Below are 21536 nucleotides of genomic sequence, written 5' to 3' on the forward strand. Positions count from 1 at the left end.
GAGGGTACAACAGTGAAGTTTGTGCATTTACAATGTCAAACCGTTTTTAGTTTATTAAAAAGTGCTTGTAAAATTGATGAGCTTGTAGTCAGGGCGAAAGAACTTGGTTTTTCATCACTCGCTATTACGGATGAAAATGTTATGTATGGTGTCATTCCATTTTATAAAGCATGTAAGAAACATGGTATACAGCCTATTATCGGCTTAACAGCTTCTATTTTTAGTGAAGAAGATGAAAAATCTTATCCGCTTGTTTTACTTGCTGAAAATGAAATAGGATATCAAAATTTATTAAAGATTTCTAGTAGCATTATGACGAAGTCCAAAGAGGGTATTCCGAAAAAGTGGCTTGCCCATTATGCGAAAGGATTAATTGCTATTTCACCAGGTAAAGATGGGGAAATCGAACAATTATTATTAGAAGACAAAGAGAGTGAAGCTGAAGAAGTAGCTCGCATGTATCAAAGTATGTTCGGCAATTTTTATATGAGTTTGCAGCATCATGCGATTCAAGATGAACTGCTTCTGCAAGAGAAATTACCTGCATTTATGAGTAGGATAAATGTTCCAGTCGTTGCAACAAACGATGTACGCTACATCAATCAAAGTGACGCACTTGTTCATGAGTGCTTATTATCTGTTGAAAGTGGAACGAAAATGACGGATCCAGATAGACCGAGGTTGAAAACGGATCAATATTATTTAAAATCATCAGATGAAATGGAAGCACTATTTTCTCACGTAGAAGAAGCGATTTATAACACAGTAGAAATTGCAGAACGTTGCAGAGTAGAAATACCGTTTCATATAAATCAATTACCGAAATTTCCTGTTCCAGCTAACGAGACGAATGATATGTATTTACGCCGAGTTTGTGAAGAAGGGTTGCAGAAACGTTATGGTACGCCGAAAGAAGTACATATAAAGCGTTTGAATCATGAATTAAACGTGATTTCTAGTATGGGGTTTAGTGATTATTTCCTCATCGTATGGGATTTTATGAAGTATGCGCATGAAAATCATATTTTAACAGGGCCAGGACGTGGATCGGCAGCTGGCTCACTTGTTTCTTACGTATTAGAAATTACAGATATTGATCCGATTGAATATGAGCTATTATTTGAAAGATTTTTAAACCCCGAGCGTGTGACACTTCCAGATATTGATATCGACTTTCCGGATATAAGACGTGATGAGATGATTCGATATGTGAAAGATAAATATGGTCAGCTTCGTGTTGCACAAATCGTAACGTTTGGGACGCTTGCAGCAAAAGCGGCAATTAGAGATATTGCACGTGTAATGGGGCTTCCGCCGCGAGATATTGACATATTCTCAAAACTTATCCCATCAAAGCTTGGTATAACGTTAAAAGATGCATATGAGGAATCGCAATCACTCCGTGAGTTCATACAAGGGAATCTGTTACATGAGCGTGTGTTTGAAATTGCAAAACGTGTAGAAGGCTTACCACGTCATACGTCTATTCATGCAGCTGGCGTTATTATGAGCCAAGAGCCGTTAACAGGAAGTGTTGCAATTCAAGAAGGGCATAACGATGTGTATGTGACGCAATATCCAGCTGATGCATTAGAAGAACTTGGTTTGTTAAAGATGGACTTTTTAGGATTACGTAATTTAACGTTACTTGAAAATATTATAAAGTTTATCGTGAAAAAAACGGGGACACAAATTGATATAAGAAATTTACCACTGCAAGATGAAAAGACGTTCCAATTGTTAGGTAGAGGGGATACAACAGGTGTGTTCCAGCTTGAATCAGGTGGTATGCGAAATGTACTTCGCGGGTTAAAACCGAATGAATTTGAAGATATTGTCGCTGTTAACTCGTTATATAGACCAGGACCAATGGAACAAATTCCGACCTTTATTGAATCAAAGCATGGAAAAAGAAAAATTGAATATTTACATCCGGACTTAAAGCCGATTTTAGAAAGAACGTACGGTGTAATTGTATACCAAGAACAAATTATGCAAATTGCGTCGAAATTAGCAGGATTCTCGCTTGGAGAAGCAGATTTATTACGCCGTGCAGTGAGTAAAAAAAATCGTAATATTTTAGATCAGGAGCGTAAGCATTTTGTGCAAGGTTGTTTACAAAATGGTTATGATGAGACATCTGCAGAGAAAATTTACGACTTAATTGTAAGATTTGCGAATTATGGTTTTAACCGAAGTCACGCGGTAGCCTACAGTATGATTGGATATCAGCTTGCTTACTTAAAAGCGAATTATACGCTGGAATTTATGACAGCATTATTATCAAGTGCAATTGGAAATGAAGATAAGATTGTGCAGTATATACGAGAAACGAAGCGGAAAGGTTTTCACGTTTTGCCGCCGTCTCTTCAGAGAAGTGGTTACAATTTCCAAATAGAAGGTAATGCGATACGTTACAGCTTACTTTCCATTCGAAACATCGGTATGGCTACAGTGACAGCATTACTCGAAGAACGAGAGAAAAAAATGTTTGAAGATTTATTTGAATTTTGTCTTCGCATGCCATCAAAGTTTGTAACAGAGCGAAATTTAGAGGCGTTCGTCTGGTCTGGATGTTTTGATGATTTTGGTGTTTCGAGAACGAATTTATGGAAAAGTCTTAAAGGAGCATTAGAGTACGCAAATCTTGCACGTGATTTAGGTGATGCTGTTCCAAAATCAAAATACGTACAAGGAGAAGAGCTCTCTTTTATTGAACAGTTAAATAAAGAAAAGGAAGCATTAGGCTTTTATTTATCAAGCTATCCGACAGCGCAGTATGTAAAGTTAGCGAAAGAATTAGAAATTCCATCTCTCGCTCAGGCGATGCGGCATAAGAAAAAAGTACAAAGAGCGATCGTGTATATAACAAGCGTGAGAGTCATTCGTACGAAAAAGTTGCAAAAGATGGCGTTTATTACATTTTGTGATCAAAATGATGAAATGGAAGCAGTTCTTTTCCCTGAAACGTATATACATTTCTCAGATAAGTTACAAGAAGGCGAAATTGTATTAGTTGACGGCATGATTGAGCTTAGAAATCATAAGTTGCAATGGATTGTAAATGGGCTATATCCGTTAGAAGAAATGGATATGTATGAAGAAAAAAAAGACGCAACTGTTTACGTGAAATTGCCGTCTCAGTATGAGAAAAAGCTGTTAAATCAGGTTACTAAAATATTGTTTGACTATTCGGGTTTTGCGAAAGTACTAATTTATTATGAAAAGGAACATAAAATGGTACAATTATCTCGAAGTTTATCGATTCATCCAAGTGAAGAATGTTTAGGAGCACTTCGTGAAATTGTCGGGGAAGAAAATGTGGTTGTGAAAATATAATGGACAATTTCCCTACACTTCGATTATTATAGTAGTAGTGTTCGTGGTCAGACCACTTGGAGAAATTGATATCAGCTAGAATAATTTGAGGAGAGTGGATAGTTTGTCAACACTTCGTGAAGAAGCACTTCACATGCATAAAGTGCATCAAGGAAAATTAGAAACTGTATCAAAAGTAAAAGTAGAAAATGCAAAAGATTTAAGTCTTGCATATTCTCCAGGGGTTGCAGAGCCTTGTAAAGAAATTTATGACGATAAAAGTAAGGTATATGAATATACGATGAAGGGAAATATGGTAGCAGTTGTGACTGATGGAACGGCTGTACTTGGTCTTGGTAACATTGGACCTGAAGCATCTCTTCCAGTAATGGAAGGTAAAGCTGTATTATTCAAGAGCTTTGCTGGTGTAGATGCATTCCCAATTGCCTTAAATACAAACGATGTAGATAAAATTGTTGAAACTGTAAAATTAATGGAGCCAACTTTTGGCGGCGTTAACTTAGAGGATATCGCAGCACCAAACTGCTTCATTATTGAAGAACGTTTGAAAAAAGAAACAAATATTCCTATCTTCCATGATGATCAACACGGAACAGCTATCGTAACAGTAGCAGGTCTTGTGAACGCGCTAAAACTAGTTGGAAAGAAAATGTCTGACATTAAAGTTGTCGCAAATGGCGCAGGTGCAGCAGGTATTGCAATTATTAAACTTTTATATCGCTATGGTGTACGCGACATTATTATGTGTGACCGTAAAGGCGCAATCTATGATGGTCGTCCTACAGGTATGAATCCGGTGAAGGATGAAGTTGCAAAATATACAAATAAGAATCGTATCGAAGGTTCTTTAGCTGACGTTGTACAAGGTGCGGACGTATTCATTGGTGTATCTGCAGAAGGTGCATTAACAGAAGAGATGGTTCGTACAATGAATGACGATGCAATTATTTTTGCAATGGCGAATCCAGTTCCAGAAATTATGCCAGAATTGGCAAAAGCAGCGGGCGCAGCTGTTGTTGGAACGGGTCGTTCTGACTTCGCGAACCAAGTAAATAATGTACTAGCGTTCCCTGGTATTTTCCGTGGTGCACTTGACGTACATGCGACACAAATTAACGAAGAAATGAAGATGGCAGCTGTACAGGCTATTGCTGAGCTTGTAGCAGAAGATGAGTTGAATGCAGACTATATCATTCCAGCACCGTTTGACGCGCGTGTAGCGCCTCAAGTGGCAGCTTACGTTGCGAAAGCTGCAATGGAGACAGGAGTAGCTCGCCGTCAAGTAGACCCAAATGAGATTGCTGAGAAAACAAAACAATTAGCGCTGATTGGTAAAGAATAAGCGAGGAATTTCCATTGACATCATCAAATACAAAAGTATATCTCGAAATTGTAAAAAAAATCCGTTCCATTATGGAAGAAGATGGATTGGTGGCGGGGGATCGTTTGCCGTCTGAGCGTGAGTTAAGTTCACGTTTAAACGTAGGGCGTTCCTCTGTAAGAGAAGCATTGCGTGCTTTAGAACTGGTAGGATTGATTGAAACGAGACGTGGTGAAGGGACGTTTATTCGAAACTTTTACGATAACGGTCTTGTACAATTGATTGCGCCGTTCTTGCTGCAAGATGAGAAAACAATTCGTGATTTATTACAAACAAAAGGATTGCTTGAGAAAGATATGATTCGAATTGTATGTAATTTACCGAAAGAGACGTTTTCTAAAGTGCTAAGTAAATTACACAAAGTGCTTGAAGAAAATGAAAACTCAATTCCAATGCTTCATCAAACGTTTTTTAAAACACTTATTGAACAAGTCGATAATTATTTACTTTATCGCATTTGGATGATCGTAAATGATTATGTATCAACTCTTTCTTGTAAAGTTTCAGGAGATTCTATCGATATGTATAGAAAGCTTTATGCTACTTTGGAAGAAAAACAAGAAAGTGATGCACTAAAAATTTACGATGAATTAGTAGAGAATATACAGTTTCACTCGTAATGTATAAAATTTGTCGAAATGACCATGACACGTTATGACAAACATTCTATCGCGTAGCGGTTAAAGTTAAACGTAAAGAGTGAGGTTATTAGACAGATTGAGAAGATAAGGCTAACATCAAACTTTGGTGTTAGCCCAATTTTCTTCTTGCGCTAACCTTAGCTCTCAACGAAGGGGGTCAAATTGTGCTAAGAGATTTATTCGTGAAAAAGAAAAAGTACGCTGCAATACCTTCAGAACAAGTACGAAAAGATGTACCAGATGGCGTTATGACAAAATGTCCGAAATGTAAAAAAATCATGTATACGAAAGAGGTTCTAAAAAATTTAAAAGTATGTGTGAATTGTGGATATCATCATCCTATGAATGCATGGGAACGTCTTGATAGTATATTGGACGAAGGGTCATTCCGTGAGTATGACAAAGAAATGGTTTCATTAAATCCACTCGAGTTTCCAGGGTACGAAGAGAAACTAGAGAGCGATCGTAAGAAGACTGAATTGAACGAAGCGGTTGTAACTGGTGAAGGAACAATTGATGACATGCTTGTTGTTGTTGCAGTAATGGATTCTCGTTTTCGAATGGGCAGCATGGGCTCTGTTGTAGGAGAGAAAATTGCCCGTGCAGTTGAAAAAGCATACGACTTACAAGTTCCATTTATTATCTTTACTGCGTCGGGTGGTGCCCGTATGCAGGAAGGGATATTAAGTTTAATGCAAATGGCAAAAACAAGCGTAGCTTTGAAAAAGCATAGTAATGCAGGAGGGTTATTTATTTCTGTTATGACTCACCCAACGACGGGCGGGGTTTCAGCAAGTTTCGCTTCACTTGGTGATTACAATCTTGCAGAGCCAGGTGCACTTATCGGATTTGCTGGTAGACGTGTAATTGAACAAACAGTGCGTGAGAAACTACCGGAAGATTTCCAAACGGCAGAATTTTTATTAGAGCACGGTCAATTAGATGCGGTGGTGCATCGTGATGATATGAGAGAATCGCTCCGTAAGATTTTAGAAGTTCATCAAGGAGGGGAAATGGCTGTATGGCAGAGCTAGAATTTGAGAAACCAGTTGTTGAGCTAAGAAATAAGATTCGTGAACTGAAAGACTATACGAAAAACAGCCAGATGGACTTCAGTGAGGAGATTCGTATTTTGGAAGACAAGTTAGAAAAATTAGAGGAAGATATATACGGCAATATGAAAGTATGGGACCGTGTTCAAATTGCTCGTCATGCAGAACGACCAACAACGCTCGATTATATTGAGCACTTATTTACTAATTTTTTTGAATGTCATGGAGATCGCGTATTTGGCGACGATGCAGCGATTGTCGGCGGCATTGCGAAATATAAGGGGATGCCAGTAACTGTAATTGGGCATCAACGCGGAAAAGATACGAAAGAAAATATTCGTCGTAATTTTGGGATGCCTCATCCAGAAGGATATCGAAAAGCACTGCGTCTAATGAAACAAGCGGAAAAGTTTAATCGTCCTATTATTTGTTTCATTGATACGAAGGGAGCTTATCCTGGTAAAGCAGCTGAAGAACGTGGACAAAGTGAAGCGATCGCCCGTAATTTATTTGAAATGGCGGGTTTAACTGTACCTGTTATTTGTATTGTTATCGGTGAAGGTGGTAGTGGTGGTGCGTTAGGTCTTGGAGTAGGAGATTACATTCATATGCTGGAAAATTCCACGTATTCTGTTATTACACCAGAGGGTGCGGCGGCAATTCTTTGGAAAGACGCTGGTAAAGCAAAAGAAGCTGCAGAAGCGATGAAAATTACAGCATTAGATTTGAAAGAATTAGGTGTAATTGACGAAATTATTCCAGAGGCAAAAGGCGGAGCACATCGTAATATTTTAAAACAATCAGAAAATATAGATTTAATGCTTAAGAAAACTTTTGAACAATTAAGCGAAATTTCGAAAGATGAATTAATCGAAAAACGTTATGAAAAATATATGAAAATTGGGCAAGTTTCGTTTTCAAACGCTTCCATTGGGATAAAATAATAAAAGCGTGCGTTCCTCTTCGCGAATGCACGTTTTTATTATGAAAAGACACATCTTCTCCATTGTGTTTTTATATTTTTTCGTGTTATTTTATTATAAGGCAAATAATCTTTATGAGGTGAGTACAAATGAAACGTATTGGTGTATTAACAAGTGGTGGAGATTCACCTGGTATGAATGCTGCCATTCGTGCAGTTGTTCGTAAAGCGATTTTCCATGATATTGAAGTATATGGTATTTACCATGGATACGCTGGATTAATTTCTGGTCATATTGAAAAATTAGAACTTGGTTCTGTTGGCGATATTATCCACCGCGGTGGTACAAAATTATATACAGCAAGATGTCCTGAGTTTAAAGACCCAGAAGTACGACTAAAAGGTATCGAGCAATTAAAGAAACACGGTATCGAAGGACTTGTTGTTATTGGTGGAGATGGTTCTTACCAAGGCGCTAAAAAATTAACTGAACAAGGATTCCCATGTGTTGGTGTACCAGGTACAATCGACAATGATATCCCTGGAACAGACTTCACAATTGGTTTCGATACAGCTTTAAACACTGTTATTGATGCAATTGATAAAATTCGTGACACAGCTACATCTCATGAACGTACATATGTTATCGAAGTAATGGGACGTCATGCTGGAGATATCGCATTATGGGCTGGTTTAGCTGATGGTGCTGAAACAATTTTAATTCCAGAAGAAGAGTATGACATGGAAGATGTTATTGCTCGTCTGAAGCGTGGTAGTGAACGTGGTAAAAAACACAGTATTATCATTGTGGCTGAAGGTGTTGGAAGTGCAATTGACATCGGTAAGCATATTGAAGAAGCAACAAACTTTGATACTCGTGTAACTGTGTTAGGTCACGTACAACGTGGTGGATCACCAAGTGCACAAGACCGTGTATTAGCAAGTCGTCTTGGCGCAAGAGCAGTTGAATTATTAATTGCTGGTAAAGGTGGACGTTGTGTAGGTATTCAAGATAATAAACTTGTTGATCATGACATTATCGAAGCGTTAGCTCAAAAGCATACAATCGATAAAGATATGTATCAATTATCTAAAGAATTATCCATCTAATCGGCTTAATGTCGGATATTTGGGAACGGTTTCATAATTTTCGGAGGTGCAATATGCGTAAAACTAAAATTGTATGTACTATAGGTCCTGCTAGTGAAAGTATTGAAAAATTAGAACAATTAATCGAAGCGGGTATGAACGTTGCTCGTTTAAACTTCTCTCATGGTAGCCATGAAGAGCACGGCGCTCGTATTAAAAACATTCGTGAAGCTTCAAAGAAAACTGGTAAAACAGTTGGTATCTTACTTGATACAAAAGGTCCAGAAATCCGTACTCACGACTTCGTAGACGGACAAGCTGAGCTTGTAACAGGTGCAGAAGTAGTTCTTTCTACTGAGCAAGTATTAGGTACTGCAGAGAAGTTCTCTGTATCTTATGCTGGTCTTTATGACGATGTAGACCCAGGTTCTCGTATTCTAATCGATGACGGTCTTATCGAACTAGAAGTAATCGAAAAAGCTGACGGAAACATCCGTACAAAAGTTCTTAACAGCGGAACTGTAAAAAATAAAAAAGGTGTTAACGTACCAAACGTAAGCATTAAGCTTCCTGGTATCACTGAAAAAGACGTAAAAGATATCATTTTCGGTATCGAGCAAAAAGTTGATTTCATCGCAGCTTCATTCGTACGTAAAGCATCTGACGTATTAGAAATCCGTGAATTATTAGAAGAGAATAAAGCTCAATACATCCAAATCGTACCAAAAATCGAAAACCAAGAGGGTATCGATAACATCGATTCAATCTTAGAAGTTTCTGACGGTTTAATGGTAGCTCGTGGTGATATGGGTGTAGAAATTCCACCAGAAGAAGTACCATTAGTACAAAAACGTCTAATCAAAAAATGTAACGTGTTAGGTAAACCAGTTATTACTGCGACACAAATGTTAGATTCTATGCAACGTAACCCACGTCCAACTCGTGCGGAAGCAAGTGACGTAGCTAATGCAATCTTCGATGGTACAGATGCAATCATGCTTTCAGGTGAAACAGCTGCTGGTCAATACCCGGTAGAAGCAGTAACAATGATGGCTAACATTGCAGTACGTGTTGAAAAATCATTACAGTATGAAGATATGTTCAAAAAACGTATTAAAGAGTTCACTCCAACAATTACAGATGCAATTAGCCAATCTGTTGCGCATACAGCACTTGCTCTTGATGTAGCTGCAATCGTAGCTCCAACAGAAAGTGGATATACTGCGAAAATGATCTCTAAATACCGTCCGAAATCTCCAATCGTAGCTGTAACATCTGACGAGCAAGTAGGACGTCGTCTTGCACTTGTTTGGGGTGTACAAGCATTTATGGCTGGAAAACGTGCAGCGTCTACTGACGAAATGTTAGATACTGCAATTCAAACAGGTATGGATGCAGGTCTAATCGGACTTGGAGACACTGTAGTAATCACTGCTGGTGTACCAGTTGCTGAAACGGGTACAACAAACTTAATGAAAATCCACGTTGTTGGTGAAGAAGTTGCGAAAGGACAAGGAATCGGTCGTAAAGCTGCAAAAGGTAAAGTAGTTGTAGCGAAAACAGCTGCTGAAGCTGTAGCGAACGTAAACAAAGGTGATATCCTTGTTACAACAAGCACTGATAAAGATATGATTCCTGCAATCGAAAAAGCTGCTGCTCTAGTTGTAGAAGAAGGCGGTCTAACAAGCCACGCGGCTGTTGTAGGTGTATCAATCGGTATTCCTGTTATCGTTGGTGTAAACGGCGTAACAGCAACTTTAAAAAATGGCCAAGAAGTAACAGTTGATGCAGCACGCGGAATTGTTTATAATGGACATGCGGAAGTGCTATAAGTAATACGGAGAGAAGGATCGGAGTCCTTCTCTTTTTTTTACACAAAAATGAGGTATAACTAGCTTAAGACGTCTGAAATTGCTTTTAAAAGCTATTTATTATGAGGTTTGATATGAAATGTATTTGGCTTTTGTGTGGTGTATATGAGCGTTGTGAGGGCGTTTAAAGTGATGGTATGTGAGAGGAGTGTAGAACTATGAAGTGGTTACTATTCTTGTTTATTTTAATACCAGCGATTGAGATTACAGTCTTAATTGGATCGAGTCATGTAATAGGTTTATGGTCTACGTTCGCTATGATTGTATTTACGGGTGTTGTAGGTGTCTATTTGGCGAAAAGGCAAGGATTTAAAGTACTTGGAGAGATTCAATCTAAGTTGAATAGAGGAGAAATGCCAGGGGCGGCAGTACTCGATGGTATTTTTATCTTTGTAGGAGGTATTCTTTTGGTACTTCCTGGATATGTAACGGATATAATAGGTTTGATCTTTGTTATCCCTGTGACGAGGGCTTTATTGAAGCCATTTGTTATGAAATGGATGGAATGGAAGTTTAGAAAGAACTCTACTATTATTGTTCAGAAATAGTGCTTAGATTATAGCGATCTAAGCACTATTTTTTTGCGCGTAAAAGGATGAGGGGGGGGATTAAAGCTAAGTTAATTAAAGATGCACTTTATCCTACCTTAACATCTGGTGAGTGTGAAGAAGGAGTTAAGTGGAAATCGGACTGCCCATTAAAGTCCGATTGGTGAGGGCTAATAATCAGTGGGGGATGAAGAAAACCCCCACTGATTAAAGTTTCACTTTATTGTATTCGCTGTGTGTTTTTTGATTGGATATGTGATTTGGGGAGTTGGTAGCTCTTAATGAGTCTGCTGCACGAAAATTTTTGTGAACTCAAACTTGTTTTTGTATATAAAAAGAATTAATTGGCATGGAAAAGTTAGATAAGAACAGGAAAGTTATTAGTTTAAGTCTCATTCTAAGCTGTTTTGTATATTTATTCATTTACATAAAAAGTAATAAATGTAAGTAATAATTATAAAAATAATAGAATAAATATGTAAAAAGACCTCGAAATATACGTTTTTTATACAAAAAAACAAGAGAATGATCCTTTTTGGGGGCAATTCTCTTGTTGATGTAATAAGTATGAAAAATAAGTACAAGGAATAATCAGTACAAGGAATAATCAGTGGGAATTTCCCACTGATTACATGTAAGTTTTTGTTGTATATGAATTAGAAACTATTATTTTGAAGGTGAGCCTTTAATATATTTCCACAAATCATGGAATACACGAGCTTTGTGCAATGTATTAAGTAGTACTAAGGTGACTGGACCGATGATTAATCCTAAAAAGCCAAAGAGTTTAAAGCCGACAAATAGAGCAATCAGTGTTGCTAATGGATCGAGGCCGATATTAGATGAAAGTACTTTAGGCTCCATAATTTGTCTTTGGACAATCACGACGATGTATAAGATGAGAAGACCGATGGCGAAAGCAGTGTCGCCAGTGAAAAATACGTATATAACCCAAGGAACGAAGACGGCGCCTGTTCCTAGATAAGGGAGTAAATCTACAACCCCTGTAATAATCGCGATAGTAATGGCGTATGGTACGCGTAATATTAACAGTCCGATTAGTACAATAACAGTTGTCATAGATACGAGTGTAAGTTGTGCTTTAACAAAACCAAATAAAGCTTTTCTTAAATCGACAAAAATAGTTTTTCCATAGCCATGAACACGATTGGGCAAAAACTTTCTTGCTTTCTGAGCAAGACGGTGCCAATCGTAACTAATGAAGAAAGTGGCTAATAAAACGAATACAAGAACAGTTAAAGTTGTTGGTAATGCACTAATGAAATTTGTTAACCCGCTTATAATAGCAGTTAAAAGTTCTTTCATTTGTGTCGTTGCTTCGGTTCCTAAGTTTTGAATGTTTTGTGTAATCGTATAGCGCTGTGGTTCCCCAAGATGATTAAATTTAGAAATTAAATCATCATAGAGAGGCATAATATGATTAAGTGCAAATTGTTGTGCGAATGCAACGATATCTGGAAACTTTACTGTAACAAGTTGTAGTAAGTATGTTGTGGCAGATATTGCTTCTGTTACAAGATATGTAACGAGTCCGACGATAGCTCCGAATACGAGAATTAAGCTAACGAGTACTGCTAGTGCGCGAGGGAATTGTAGTTTTTGATTAAGGAAATTGACGACAGGATTAATCAAATAAGCAAATGCGAAAGCGATAATAAAAGGGTAGATAAGTCCTGATATATATAGTAATGCATAGAACCCGGCTACCGCTGCTACAATGACAAATATGAGTCGCAATATCATATATAGTAAGTTTCGGTTCAAAGATGTATACCTCCCATTCCAATTTGGATTAACCTAATTCGTTCAACTTATAACGAGTGTGTCGCCACTGATTAAAGTTTCACTTTATGCTATAGTGGAATGATGGATTTTTCCTGCTTTTTCAGTATATGAGTGACCGGAAAGGCATGGTGTTGATGCTTCTACTATATGGTAAAAACTTCATTTTCTCTTCTTTTTATTTTACCTGTTTCTTATTAGAAAAGAAAGGAGAGACGACCGTTTTTAAAAATGTATACATGCTTAAATTTTTGATGGTTAGCGTTTCAATTTGTCATTTTAAAATATGTAAAAAATGAAGTGGTTATTGTTGCATATACATCGATATAGCATGTATAACGATAGGTTTAAAGGTATTTTTGTTTGGAAATGAGTTCATTATTTTCAGAAAGGAAGTGCAAACATGATTAGTCAGTCAACGTTATTTTTATTCATACTACTTATTATAGGACTTATTGCGAAAAACCAATCGCTTACTGTGGCTATTGGTGTGTTATTTTTATTGAAATTTACGTTTTTAGGAGATAAGGTCTTTCCTTATCTACAAACGAAAGGCATTAACCTAGGTGTAACGGTTATTACAATAGCAGTACTCGTGCCGATTGCGACGGGGGAAATAGGTTTTAAACAACTTGGAGAAGCAGCGAAATCGTATTATGCATGGATTGCTTTAGCTTCAGGGGTTGCGGTTGCTTTGTTAGCGAAAGGCGGCGTACAATTATTGACGACGGACCCTCATATTACAACTGCGCTCGTTTTCGGGACAATTATAGCGGTTGCTTTATTTAATGGAGTTGCTGTAGGTCCATTAATTGGGGCTGGAATTGCCTATGCAGTTATGAGTATTATACAGATGTTTAAATAAGGAATTTTATAGTAATATAAAAATTTTGAATTCTTTCTGTTCACAAAAGTCAGATAATTGTTTATAATAGGATTAGAAACTTTGAAAAGTTACATAACAGCAGAGACTTTACACCAGATAAAATAAAAACAACATAAAACAATTTTATAATGATATTGTTTTATGTTGTTTTTATCATAAAACTCTTCGGAATTAATTTTCCTCACTAACTTGTTGTTTTGAGCGTGAGGATTCGGGGAGACATTCACGCTCATGCTTTCCATGTAAACAATGGACATAAGAGGGGAACATCGCAACAAATTTGCATGATCGTGCATTTTGCTTGCCTAAAGAGTGAACGGGCGTTCATAATTCAAAAGGGGAGCAAATAGATATAAGGAGCAAGGTTGGGAGAATTTTCAGGAAAAGGAGAGAATGTCATGACTGTTATTCGAGGTTTAGAAGGGGTAGTAGCAACAACATCATCTGTGAGCTCTATTATTGATGATACATTAACATATGTTGGGTATAATATTGATGATTTAGCTGAGAATGCTACGTTTGAAGAAGTAGTGTACTTATTATGGCATCGCAAGCTTCCTAATGAACAAGAACTAGCGAAATTTAAAGAGACTGTATCGGAATACTATAAAGTTCCAGGTGAGATTTTAACATATTTGAAACAAGTAGATTTGAAAATCGCACATCCGATGTCTGTTTTACGAACTGCAATTTCCATGCTATCATTATACGATGAGAGCGCTGAAATTATGGATGAAAACTCCAATTATTTGAAAGCGGTTAAATTGCAGGCTCAAGTGGGAACTTTAGTTGCTGCTTATGCAAGAATTCGTAAAGGTTTAGATGTTGTTGAGCCTAGAAACGATTTATCATTAGCTGCAAACTTCTTGTATATGTTAAATGATCGCGAGCCAAATGAAGTTGAAATTGAAGCTTTTGATAAGGCGCTTGTACTTCATGCAGATCATGAGTTAAACGCTTCTACATTTACTGCACGTGTTTGTGTCGCTACACTTTCAGATGTATATTCTGGTATTACGGCAGCAATCGGTGCGTTAAAAGGTCCTCTTCACGGTGGGGCAAATGAAAATGTAATGAAGATGTTAACTGAAATTGGCGAAGAAGAAAATGTAGAATCATATATTCATAATGCTCTTCAAAATAAAGTGAAAATCATGGGCTTTGGCCACCGTGTATATGAGCAGGGTGATCCGCGTGCGAAACATTTACGCGAAATGTCCAAGAGATTATGCGTGCTTTTAGGAGAAGACAAATGGTATAATATGTCTATCAAAATTGAAGACATTGTAACAAAAGAAAAAGGTCTTCCACCAAATGTTGATTTCTATTCAGCTTCTGTATACCATTGTTTAGGAATTGACCATGACTTATTTACACCTATTTTTGCAATTAGCCGTATGTCAGGCTGGTTAGCTCATATTCTAGAACAATATGAAAACAACCGTTTAATCCGTCCACGTGCTGATTATAATGGACCAACACATCAAGTGTATGTTCCAATTGCACAACGATAAGCGAAAAACACTATTTTGATAGTGAAAATACGCTTTCAAAAGTCTGATTTTTTCGGAAAGACGTAATGATTAGAATATTTTAATTTAAATAACGGTTTGAACTGAGGGGTTATTCCCTCAGTTTCATACATATGAAATTTCAAACATGGGGGTTATCACATTGACGACAGGTGAAAAAATTACTGTAACTAATGGTGTTATGAATGTACCAAACAATCCGATTATTCCATTTATCGAAGGAGATGGAATTGGTCCTGATATTTGGGCAGCTGCATCTCGTGTACTAGAAGCAGCAGTTGAAAAAGCTTATGATGGTGAGAAGAAAATCGTTTGGAAAGAAGTGCTTGCAGGGGAAAAAGCATTCAACCAAACAGGCGAGTGGTTACCAGAAGAAACTTTAAATTTAATCCGTGAATATTTAATCGCGATTAAAGGTCCACTTACAACTCCAGTTGGCGGTGGTATTCGTTCTCTAAACGTAGCACTTCGTCAAGAATTAGATTTATATGTATGTCTACGTCCAGTTCGTTATTTTGAAGGTGTTCCTTCACCTGTAAAACGTCCGGAAGATACTGATATGGTTATTTTCCGTGAGAATACAGAAGATATTTATGCTGGAATTGAATATGCACAAGGATCTCCAGAAGCAGAAAAAGTTCTTGCTTTCTTAAAAGAAGCAATGGGTGTTAATAAAATCCGCTTCCCAGAAACATCTGGTATTGGTATTAAACCAATCTCAGAAGAAGGGACAAAGCGTCTTGTTCGTGCTGCAATTCAATATGCAATTAACGAAAAACGTTCTTCTGTTACATTAGTTCATAAAGGAAACATTATGAAATTTACAGAAGGTGCTTTCAAAAACTGGGGTTACGAAGTAGCGGAACAAGAATTCGGCGACAAAGTATTTACTTGGGCTGAATATGACCGTATCGTTGAGAAAGATGGTAAAGATGCAGCGAATAAAGCGATGGCAGATGCTGAAGTGGCTGGAAAAATCATCGTAAAAGATTCTATTGCAGACATCTTCTTACAACAAATTTTAACTCGTCCACGTGAGTTCGATGTTGTTGCAACAATGAACTTAAACGGAGACTATATCTCTGATGCACTTGCTGCACAAGTAGGTGGAATCGGTATTGCACCTGGTGCAAACATTAACTATGTGACTGGACATGCTATCTTTGAAGCTACACACGGTACAGCTCCAAAGTATGCAGGTTTAGACAAAGTAAACCCATCTTCAGTTCTTCTTTCTGGTGTATTATTATTAGAGCACTTAGGATGGAACGAAGCTGCGAAATTAGTAACTGCTTCTGTTGAGAACACAATTGCTTCAAAAGTAGTAACTTATGATTTCGCACGCTTAATGGAAGGTGCAACAGAAGTGAAATGTTCTGAGTTCGCTAATGAACTTATTAAAAATATGGATGTAGCGATAATCAAAAACGCATAATTAAAGCGGGGGGTAAATTATGACAATCAAACGCAAGAAAGTTTCAGTCATCGGTGCAGGATTTACAGGAGCAACAACAGCATTCTTATTAGCACAAAAAGAACTTGCAGATGTTGTATTAGTGGACATTCCACAACTGGAAAATCCAACAAAAGGGAAAGCGTTGGATATGTTAGAAGCGAGCCCAGTACAAGGTTTTGATGCTAACATTATTGGAACATCTGATTACGCAGATACTGCTGATTCTGACGTTGTCGTTATTACAGCAGGTATTGCACGTAAGCCTGGTATGAGCCGTGATGACTTAGTAGCAACAAACTCTAAAATTATGAAAAGTATTACGCGCGACATTGCAAAACATTCACCAAATGCCATTATTGTTGTATTAACAAATCCAGTTGATGCAATGACATATTCTGTATTTAAAGAAGCAGGATTCCCGAAAGAGCGTGTTATCGGTCAATCGGGCGTATTAGATACAGCTCGTTTCCGTACATTTATTGCACAAGAATTAAATCTTTCTGTGAAAGACATTACAGGATTTGTTCTTGGTGGCCACGGTGACGATATGGTACCTCTTGTACGTTATTCTTATGCAGGTGGCATTCCGTTAGAAACGTTAATTCCGAAAGAGCGTTTAGAAGCAATCGTAGAACGTACCCGTAAAGGTGGCGGCGAGATTGTAGGCTTATTAGGAAACGGTAGTGCATATTACGCACCAGCTGCTTCTTTAGTTGAAATGACAGAAGCAATTTTAAAAGATCAACGCCGTGTATTACCGGCTATTGCGTACCTTGAAGGTGAATATGGTTATAGCGACCTTTACTTAGGGGTACCAGTAATTCTAGGTGGTAACGGAATTGAAAAAATTATTGAATTAGAACTTCTTGCAGATGAAAGAGAAGCGTTAGATCGCTCTGTAGAATCTGTACGTAATGTTATGAAGGTTCTTGTTTAATAATTAAATATAAGCGGAAAAAGATTCGGGGTCCCGAATCTTTTTCTACTATTTATTCAAATGTTTTTTTGAAATAATATGAAAACGCTATCATTTGGTGTATCCTATAATGAAACTATAGATTTATACTATACATTGCCCTCATCATAGTAAATTTCGGATTAGGTATCGGTTTTAGTAGGATAATAAGGTGAAAAAATCGGAGGGGGTTGTAACATGTTAAAGAAAAAAGTTCAAATTGGTCGTAGAATGGATGAAATTACAGTAGGAGAGAAATTATCTATCACTGAAAAAATTGAGGATAAAGATTTGTTATTGTACTTAGGGTTAACAAATGATGCCAATCCATTATATATTCAGCATGATTACGCATCCCAAACTCCGTATGAGAAGCCGATTGTACCAAGCATTATGCTAACGGGAATGATTACAACGGCAGTTACGAAATATTTACCAGGTCCAGGTAGTCATATTACAAGGAAGGACCTTACGTTCGTGAAGCATGTTCACCATTATGAAACGTTACAAATCCACTTTGAAGTTGTGGCTGTTTCCGAGGAGGAACATACAATTGATATGCTTGTATCTGCCCATGATGAAAAAGGAGAAACGGTTGTAAAAGGTTCTTTAACAGTAACGCCGCCTTTTAAATCAGTTTCTATTATGGAAAAAGCATTAGATAATTTTTAAAACATGAAAATATGAATAGCGCTAGCATACCTTACTATAAGGGGCTAGCGCTATTTTTAGTTGAAGAATCCTTGTGTGAATCCTTCGGCGAAATCGGAACAACCTGTTTTAATCGTGTCCCAGCTTGGGGCGTTGAATGTAAGAATGCACGTTACTATTAAAGATAGAATAGGTAGCACTAGTCGCATAATAGAGTCTCCTTATCTTTTATATTAGGATTTTTAGATTAACAATATTTACTATATCTTGATTTGATAATTGAAGTCAATTGAAAGAGTGGTTTTTTAAGATGAGATGGAAAAAAGAAGACGTTATTTTTGAAACGATAAGAGAAGCTGAAGTGTGGGCAGATGGGGTCGCAAATGAAATGTATGGAAGAGTATTTGATGGATATGAAACACTAGACTATAAAATAGCGTATGCTCTTGCTTTTTTGTTAGCGCAAAATCGAGGATTTAATATTTATACGAATGTGGAGTTTAATAACGATATAGAAGTGTATAAAGTATGGATAACAACACGTTAATTGGAGTGCCTGAGTAATTACAATAGAATAATCTGAATCCATGAATAGACAATTATATTGAGAGGGACCTTGTTTTCTAGTATGATGAGAATAACGGGGAAAATACTAGGATGAAGAAGGTTTCAAGTCTATAACTTGGAGGAAAAGAATGAACAATCGTATTTTAGTAGTTGATGATGAGGAGTTTATCTTAACTTTAATTGAATTTAATCTACAACAAGCTGGGTTTGAAGTGATAACAGCGATGGATGGAGAAATGGCGCTTCAAAAAGCGACAACAGAACGCCCAGATTTAATTATATTAGATTTAATGCTTCCAAAAATGGATGGTATGGAAGTGTGTAAAGAATTACGATTGCAGCGCGTTATGACGCCGATTTTAATGTTAACAGCAAAAGATGATGAATTTGATAAGGTGCTAGGTCTTGAACTTGGGGCAGATGATTATATGACGAAGCCGTTTAGCCCGAGGGAAGTTGTTGCGCGTGTGAAGGCAATTTTGCGCCGCACGAAATTGCAACAAGAAGAACAAGTTAAAGAAACATCAGATGAAGAGAGCATCACAATTGCTGAACTTAAAATTTTGCCGGAATTTTATGAGGCTTATTTCCAAGGAAGAAAGCTTGAATTAACACCAAAAGAATTTGAACTACTTGTTTATCTTGCAAAAAATAAAAGTCGTGTGTTGACACGTGATCAATTATTAAGTGCTGTATGGAACTATGATTTTGCTGGTGATACACGAATTGTTGACGTTCATATTAGCCATTTGCGCGATAAAATTGAACAAAATACGAAAAAACCGGCGTATATTAAAACGATACGTGGTTTAGGATATAAATTAGAGGAGCCAAAAGGGGATGAATAAATTTCGTTCCAGGCTTCTTTTTACATTTGTTTCTCTTATTGTTTTTATTTTAGTTGGACTAGGTTTATTGCTGGAAACTGTGTTTGAAAACTATTATATAGAACATGCCAAAGAGAGAATGGTAAAAGAGACAGAATATGTTGCAGTATTAGCAGAAGAACAAGGTTTTGATGATGTTTTAAAAAATCCATATGTATTTGAAAAGTTAGAAGAAAAAATACAGGCTTCTATTGCGTTTGTAGATGAAAAAAAGAAAGTGCAATATAGCGGCGGAGAACAGTCTACGTTTAGCCAAGGGATAATGAAAGAACTTACTTCTGAAACAACGAAACAAAAAAACAAAGTCATTACGAAAGAAACAGATCAGAATAATGAATTTTACCATGCGGTGTTCGTTCAAGATGTAGCAGGGAAACAAGGGTACATTTTGGTGAAAAGTACAATTGAGCCTTTGAAATCTGTTCATCAAAAAACGTGGGGATTATTAATTATCGGGTTTGTTATCGCTTGTCTCGTAGTCGTATTTTTAGGTATGAAAATTACAGGGCAATATATTAGGCCGATTGAATCGGTTACGAAAGTTGCTATCGAATTAGCGAAGGGCAATTATAAAGCACGCGCTTATGAAAGTCATTCCGATGAAACGGGAATGCTGAGTAAAGCGATTAATATTTTAGCCCGTAATTTACAAGAGATGACACTTGAGCAAGAAATGCAACAAGATCGTCTGCATACGTTAATCGAAAATATGGGAAGCGGAATGATTTTAATTGATAGCCGCGGTTATATAAACCTTGTAAACCGTTCGTATAAGGAGACTTTCCACGTAACAGATGAAGAATATTTAGATCGTTTATATTATGAGTCGTTTCATCATACAGAAATTATAGAGCTCGTGGAAGAAATCTTTATGACAGAAGTGAAAGTGCGTAAACAAATGTTATTGCCGCTTGAAATTGAGCGAAAGCATTTCGAAGTATATGGAGCACCGATTATCGGGACGAACCATGAATGGAAAGGGATTGTCCTTGTATTCCATGACATTACGGAGCTAAAGAAATTAGAACAAATGAGAAAAGACTTTTTAGCGAATGTTTCTCATGAACTAAAGACACCGATTACTTCTATTAAAGGTTTTTCAGAAACGCTCTTGGACGGAGCTATGGATAATAAAAAATTCTGCGAACATTTCTTGCACATTATTTTAAAAGAAAGTGAACGCATGCAAGGGTTAATTGAAGATTTATTAGATTTATCAAAGATTGAGCAACAAGGATTTAAATTGAGTATGGGGACCGTTGATATGAAGGGACTTCTTGAAGATATTCATATGGTGCTTGATAACAAAGCAGGAGAAAAAGAAATTTCTTTACAAGTAAATGCGCTAAAAGGAGTCTCGGTCATTGGAGATCCAAGTCGTTTGAAGCAAATCTTTATTAATTTAATGAATAACGCAATCGTATATACGCCGGCTGGAGGCGTTGTTTCTGTAGAATTAGCAGAAGATAAATATAATGCTTATATAAAAGTATCGGATACGGGAATTGGTATTAGTAAAGATGAAATTCCGCGTATTTTTGAACGCTTTTACCGAGTGGATAAAGCGAGAAGTAGAAATACTGGTGGTACAGGCCTTGGATTATCGATTGTAAAGCATTTAGTGGAGGCACATCACGGTACGATTACAGTGGATAGTGAAGTTGGAGAAGGGACAACATTTACAGTTGTTTTACCAAAATCAGCAACCTAAAAATAGGATGAAGGATGTTTACAATATATTAACAATGGCTTAATTAAATATTAATACAACTCTGTTAATATAATACATGAAAACCCCTTCATCCAAGGAGTAATTTTGGACGAGAATAGTTATGCTGTTCTCGTCACTTCCCTTTTATATTAGTAAACGTTTGTATATATAATAGAAAATAGCCGTTATTTTTCTTCTCTCTATTAGTCATGTTAATATAGAGAGAGGAAAGGAACGGTTTTTTT

Annotated in this window: 18 protein-coding genes; 16 read left to right on the forward strand and 2 right to left on the reverse strand. The window is 37.0% G+C overall.

Features of this window, described 5'->3' with window-relative positions:
* Window positions 1-12 precede the first annotated feature (12 nt).
* The 8 genes from dnaE (at window position 13) to ACXVYO_RS19445 (ending at window position 10843) form a co-directional block, all read left to right on the forward strand.
* Window positions 13-3339, forward strand: a complete 3327-nt coding sequence (gene dnaE / locus ACXVYO_RS19410; RefSeq protein WP_458468249.1) for a DNA polymerase III subunit alpha — start codon at window positions 13-15, stop codon at window positions 3337-3339.
* Between the two features lie 133 nt (window positions 3340-3472).
* A complete protein-coding gene (locus tag ACXVYO_RS19415; protein WP_161796084.1) occupies window positions 3473-4681 on the forward strand; it encodes an NAD(P)-dependent malic enzyme in 1209 nt (402 codons plus the stop codon).
* Between the two features lie 14 nt (window positions 4682-4695).
* Window positions 4696-5340 (forward strand): FadR/GntR family transcriptional regulator, encoded by a 645-nt coding sequence (locus ACXVYO_RS19420; protein WP_458468250.1) that lies wholly within the window; start codon window positions 4696-4698, stop codon window positions 5338-5340.
* Between the two features lie 185 nt (window positions 5341-5525).
* Window positions 5526-6395, forward strand: a complete 870-nt coding sequence (gene accD / locus ACXVYO_RS19425) for an acetyl-CoA carboxylase, carboxyltransferase subunit beta (RefSeq protein WP_000942872.1) — start codon at window positions 5526-5528, stop codon at window positions 6393-6395.
* Entirely contained in the window at window positions 6383-7357 is a 975-nt protein-coding gene (gene accA / locus ACXVYO_RS19430; protein ID WP_458468251.1) for an acetyl-CoA carboxylase carboxyl transferase subunit alpha, read from the forward strand. The genes accD and accA overlap by 13 nt, the downstream gene beginning before the upstream one ends.
* Window positions 7358-7485: 128 nt before the next feature.
* On the forward strand, window positions 7486-8445 hold the full coding sequence (gene pfkA, locus ACXVYO_RS19435; protein ID WP_000821161.1) for a 6-phosphofructokinase: 960 nt from the start codon (window positions 7486-7488) through the stop codon (window positions 8443-8445).
* 53 nt (window positions 8446-8498) lie between these two features.
* Window positions 8499-10256: a pyruvate kinase gene (gene pyk, locus ACXVYO_RS19440; RefSeq protein ID WP_458468252.1), complete on the forward strand. Its 1758-nt coding sequence runs from the start codon at window positions 8499-8501 to the stop codon at window positions 10254-10256.
* A gap of 197 nt (window positions 10257-10453) precedes the next feature.
* Window positions 10454-10843 carry an FxsA family protein gene (locus ACXVYO_RS19445; RefSeq protein WP_097818355.1) on the forward strand — a complete coding sequence of 130 codons (390 nt, stop codon included), beginning with the start codon at window positions 10454-10456 and terminating at the stop codon, window positions 10841-10843.
* Between the two features lie 666 nt (window positions 10844-11509).
* Here ACXVYO_RS19445 and ytvI read toward each other — a convergent pair.
* On the reverse strand, window positions 11510-12628 hold the full coding sequence (gene ytvI, locus ACXVYO_RS19450) for a sporulation integral membrane protein YtvI (RefSeq protein WP_458468253.1): 1119 nt from the start codon (window positions 12626-12628) through the stop codon (window positions 11510-11512).
* A 421-nt stretch (window positions 12629-13049) separates the two neighbouring features.
* Between ytvI and ACXVYO_RS19455 the strand changes: the two genes are divergently transcribed.
* The 5 genes from ACXVYO_RS19455 to ACXVYO_RS19475 all read left to right on the forward strand — a co-directional run bounded on the left by ACXVYO_RS19455 (window position 13050) and on the right by ACXVYO_RS19475 (window position 18147).
* Entirely contained in the window at window positions 13050-13511 is a 462-nt protein-coding gene (locus ACXVYO_RS19455; RefSeq protein ID WP_000625507.1) for a DUF441 domain-containing protein, read from the forward strand.
* A 386-nt stretch (window positions 13512-13897) separates the two neighbouring features.
* The gene (gene citZ / locus ACXVYO_RS19460; protein WP_170956880.1) at window positions 13898-15046 is read left to right on the forward strand and encodes a citrate synthase; all 1149 of its coding nucleotides are present in this window, start codon (window positions 13898-13900) and stop codon (window positions 15044-15046) included.
* A gap of 160 nt (window positions 15047-15206) precedes the next feature.
* Complete coding sequence (gene icd / locus ACXVYO_RS19465) at window positions 15207-16499, forward strand: NADP-dependent isocitrate dehydrogenase (protein ID WP_000206899.1); 1293 nt, start codon at window positions 15207-15209, stop codon at window positions 16497-16499.
* A gap of 19 nt (window positions 16500-16518) precedes the next feature.
* Window positions 16519-17457 carry a malate dehydrogenase gene (gene mdh, locus ACXVYO_RS19470; protein ID WP_000153234.1) on the forward strand — a complete coding sequence of 313 codons (939 nt, stop codon included), beginning with the start codon at window positions 16519-16521 and terminating at the stop codon, window positions 17455-17457.
* Between the two features lie 216 nt (window positions 17458-17673).
* Window positions 17674-18147 carry a MaoC family dehydratase gene (locus ACXVYO_RS19475; RefSeq protein ID WP_000914190.1) on the forward strand — a complete coding sequence of 158 codons (474 nt, stop codon included), beginning with the start codon at window positions 17674-17676 and terminating at the stop codon, window positions 18145-18147.
* Window positions 18148-18203: 56 nt separating this feature from the next.
* Here the strand turns inward: ACXVYO_RS19475 and ACXVYO_RS19480 are convergent, their stop codons facing one another.
* Window positions 18204-18335 carry a hypothetical protein gene (locus ACXVYO_RS19480; RefSeq protein WP_001241581.1) on the reverse strand — a complete coding sequence of 44 codons (132 nt, stop codon included), beginning with the start codon at window positions 18333-18335 and terminating at the stop codon, window positions 18204-18206.
* A gap of 101 nt (window positions 18336-18436) precedes the next feature.
* On the opposite strand from ACXVYO_RS19480, the gene ACXVYO_RS19485 reads away from it, so the two are divergent.
* The 3 genes from ACXVYO_RS19485 (at window position 18437) to phoR (ending at window position 21291) form a co-directional block, all read left to right on the forward strand.
* Window positions 18437-18673, forward strand: coding sequence for a hypothetical protein (locus tag ACXVYO_RS19485; protein WP_458468254.1), 237 nt, complete (start codon window positions 18437-18439; stop codon window positions 18671-18673).
* A gap of 148 nt (window positions 18674-18821) precedes the next feature.
* Entirely contained in the window at window positions 18822-19541 is a 720-nt protein-coding gene (gene phoP, locus ACXVYO_RS19490; RefSeq protein ID WP_458468255.1) for a two-component system response regulator PhoP, read from the forward strand.
* Window positions 19534-21291 carry a sensory box histidine kinase PhoR gene (phoR, locus tag ACXVYO_RS19495; protein WP_458468256.1) on the forward strand — a complete coding sequence of 586 codons (1758 nt, stop codon included), beginning with the start codon at window positions 19534-19536 and terminating at the stop codon, window positions 21289-21291. Before phoP ends, phoR begins: the two co-directional genes overlap by 8 nt.
* Window positions 21292-21536: the final 245 nt, after the last annotated feature.

The organism is Bacillus sp. BC08 (assembly GCF_054326875.1).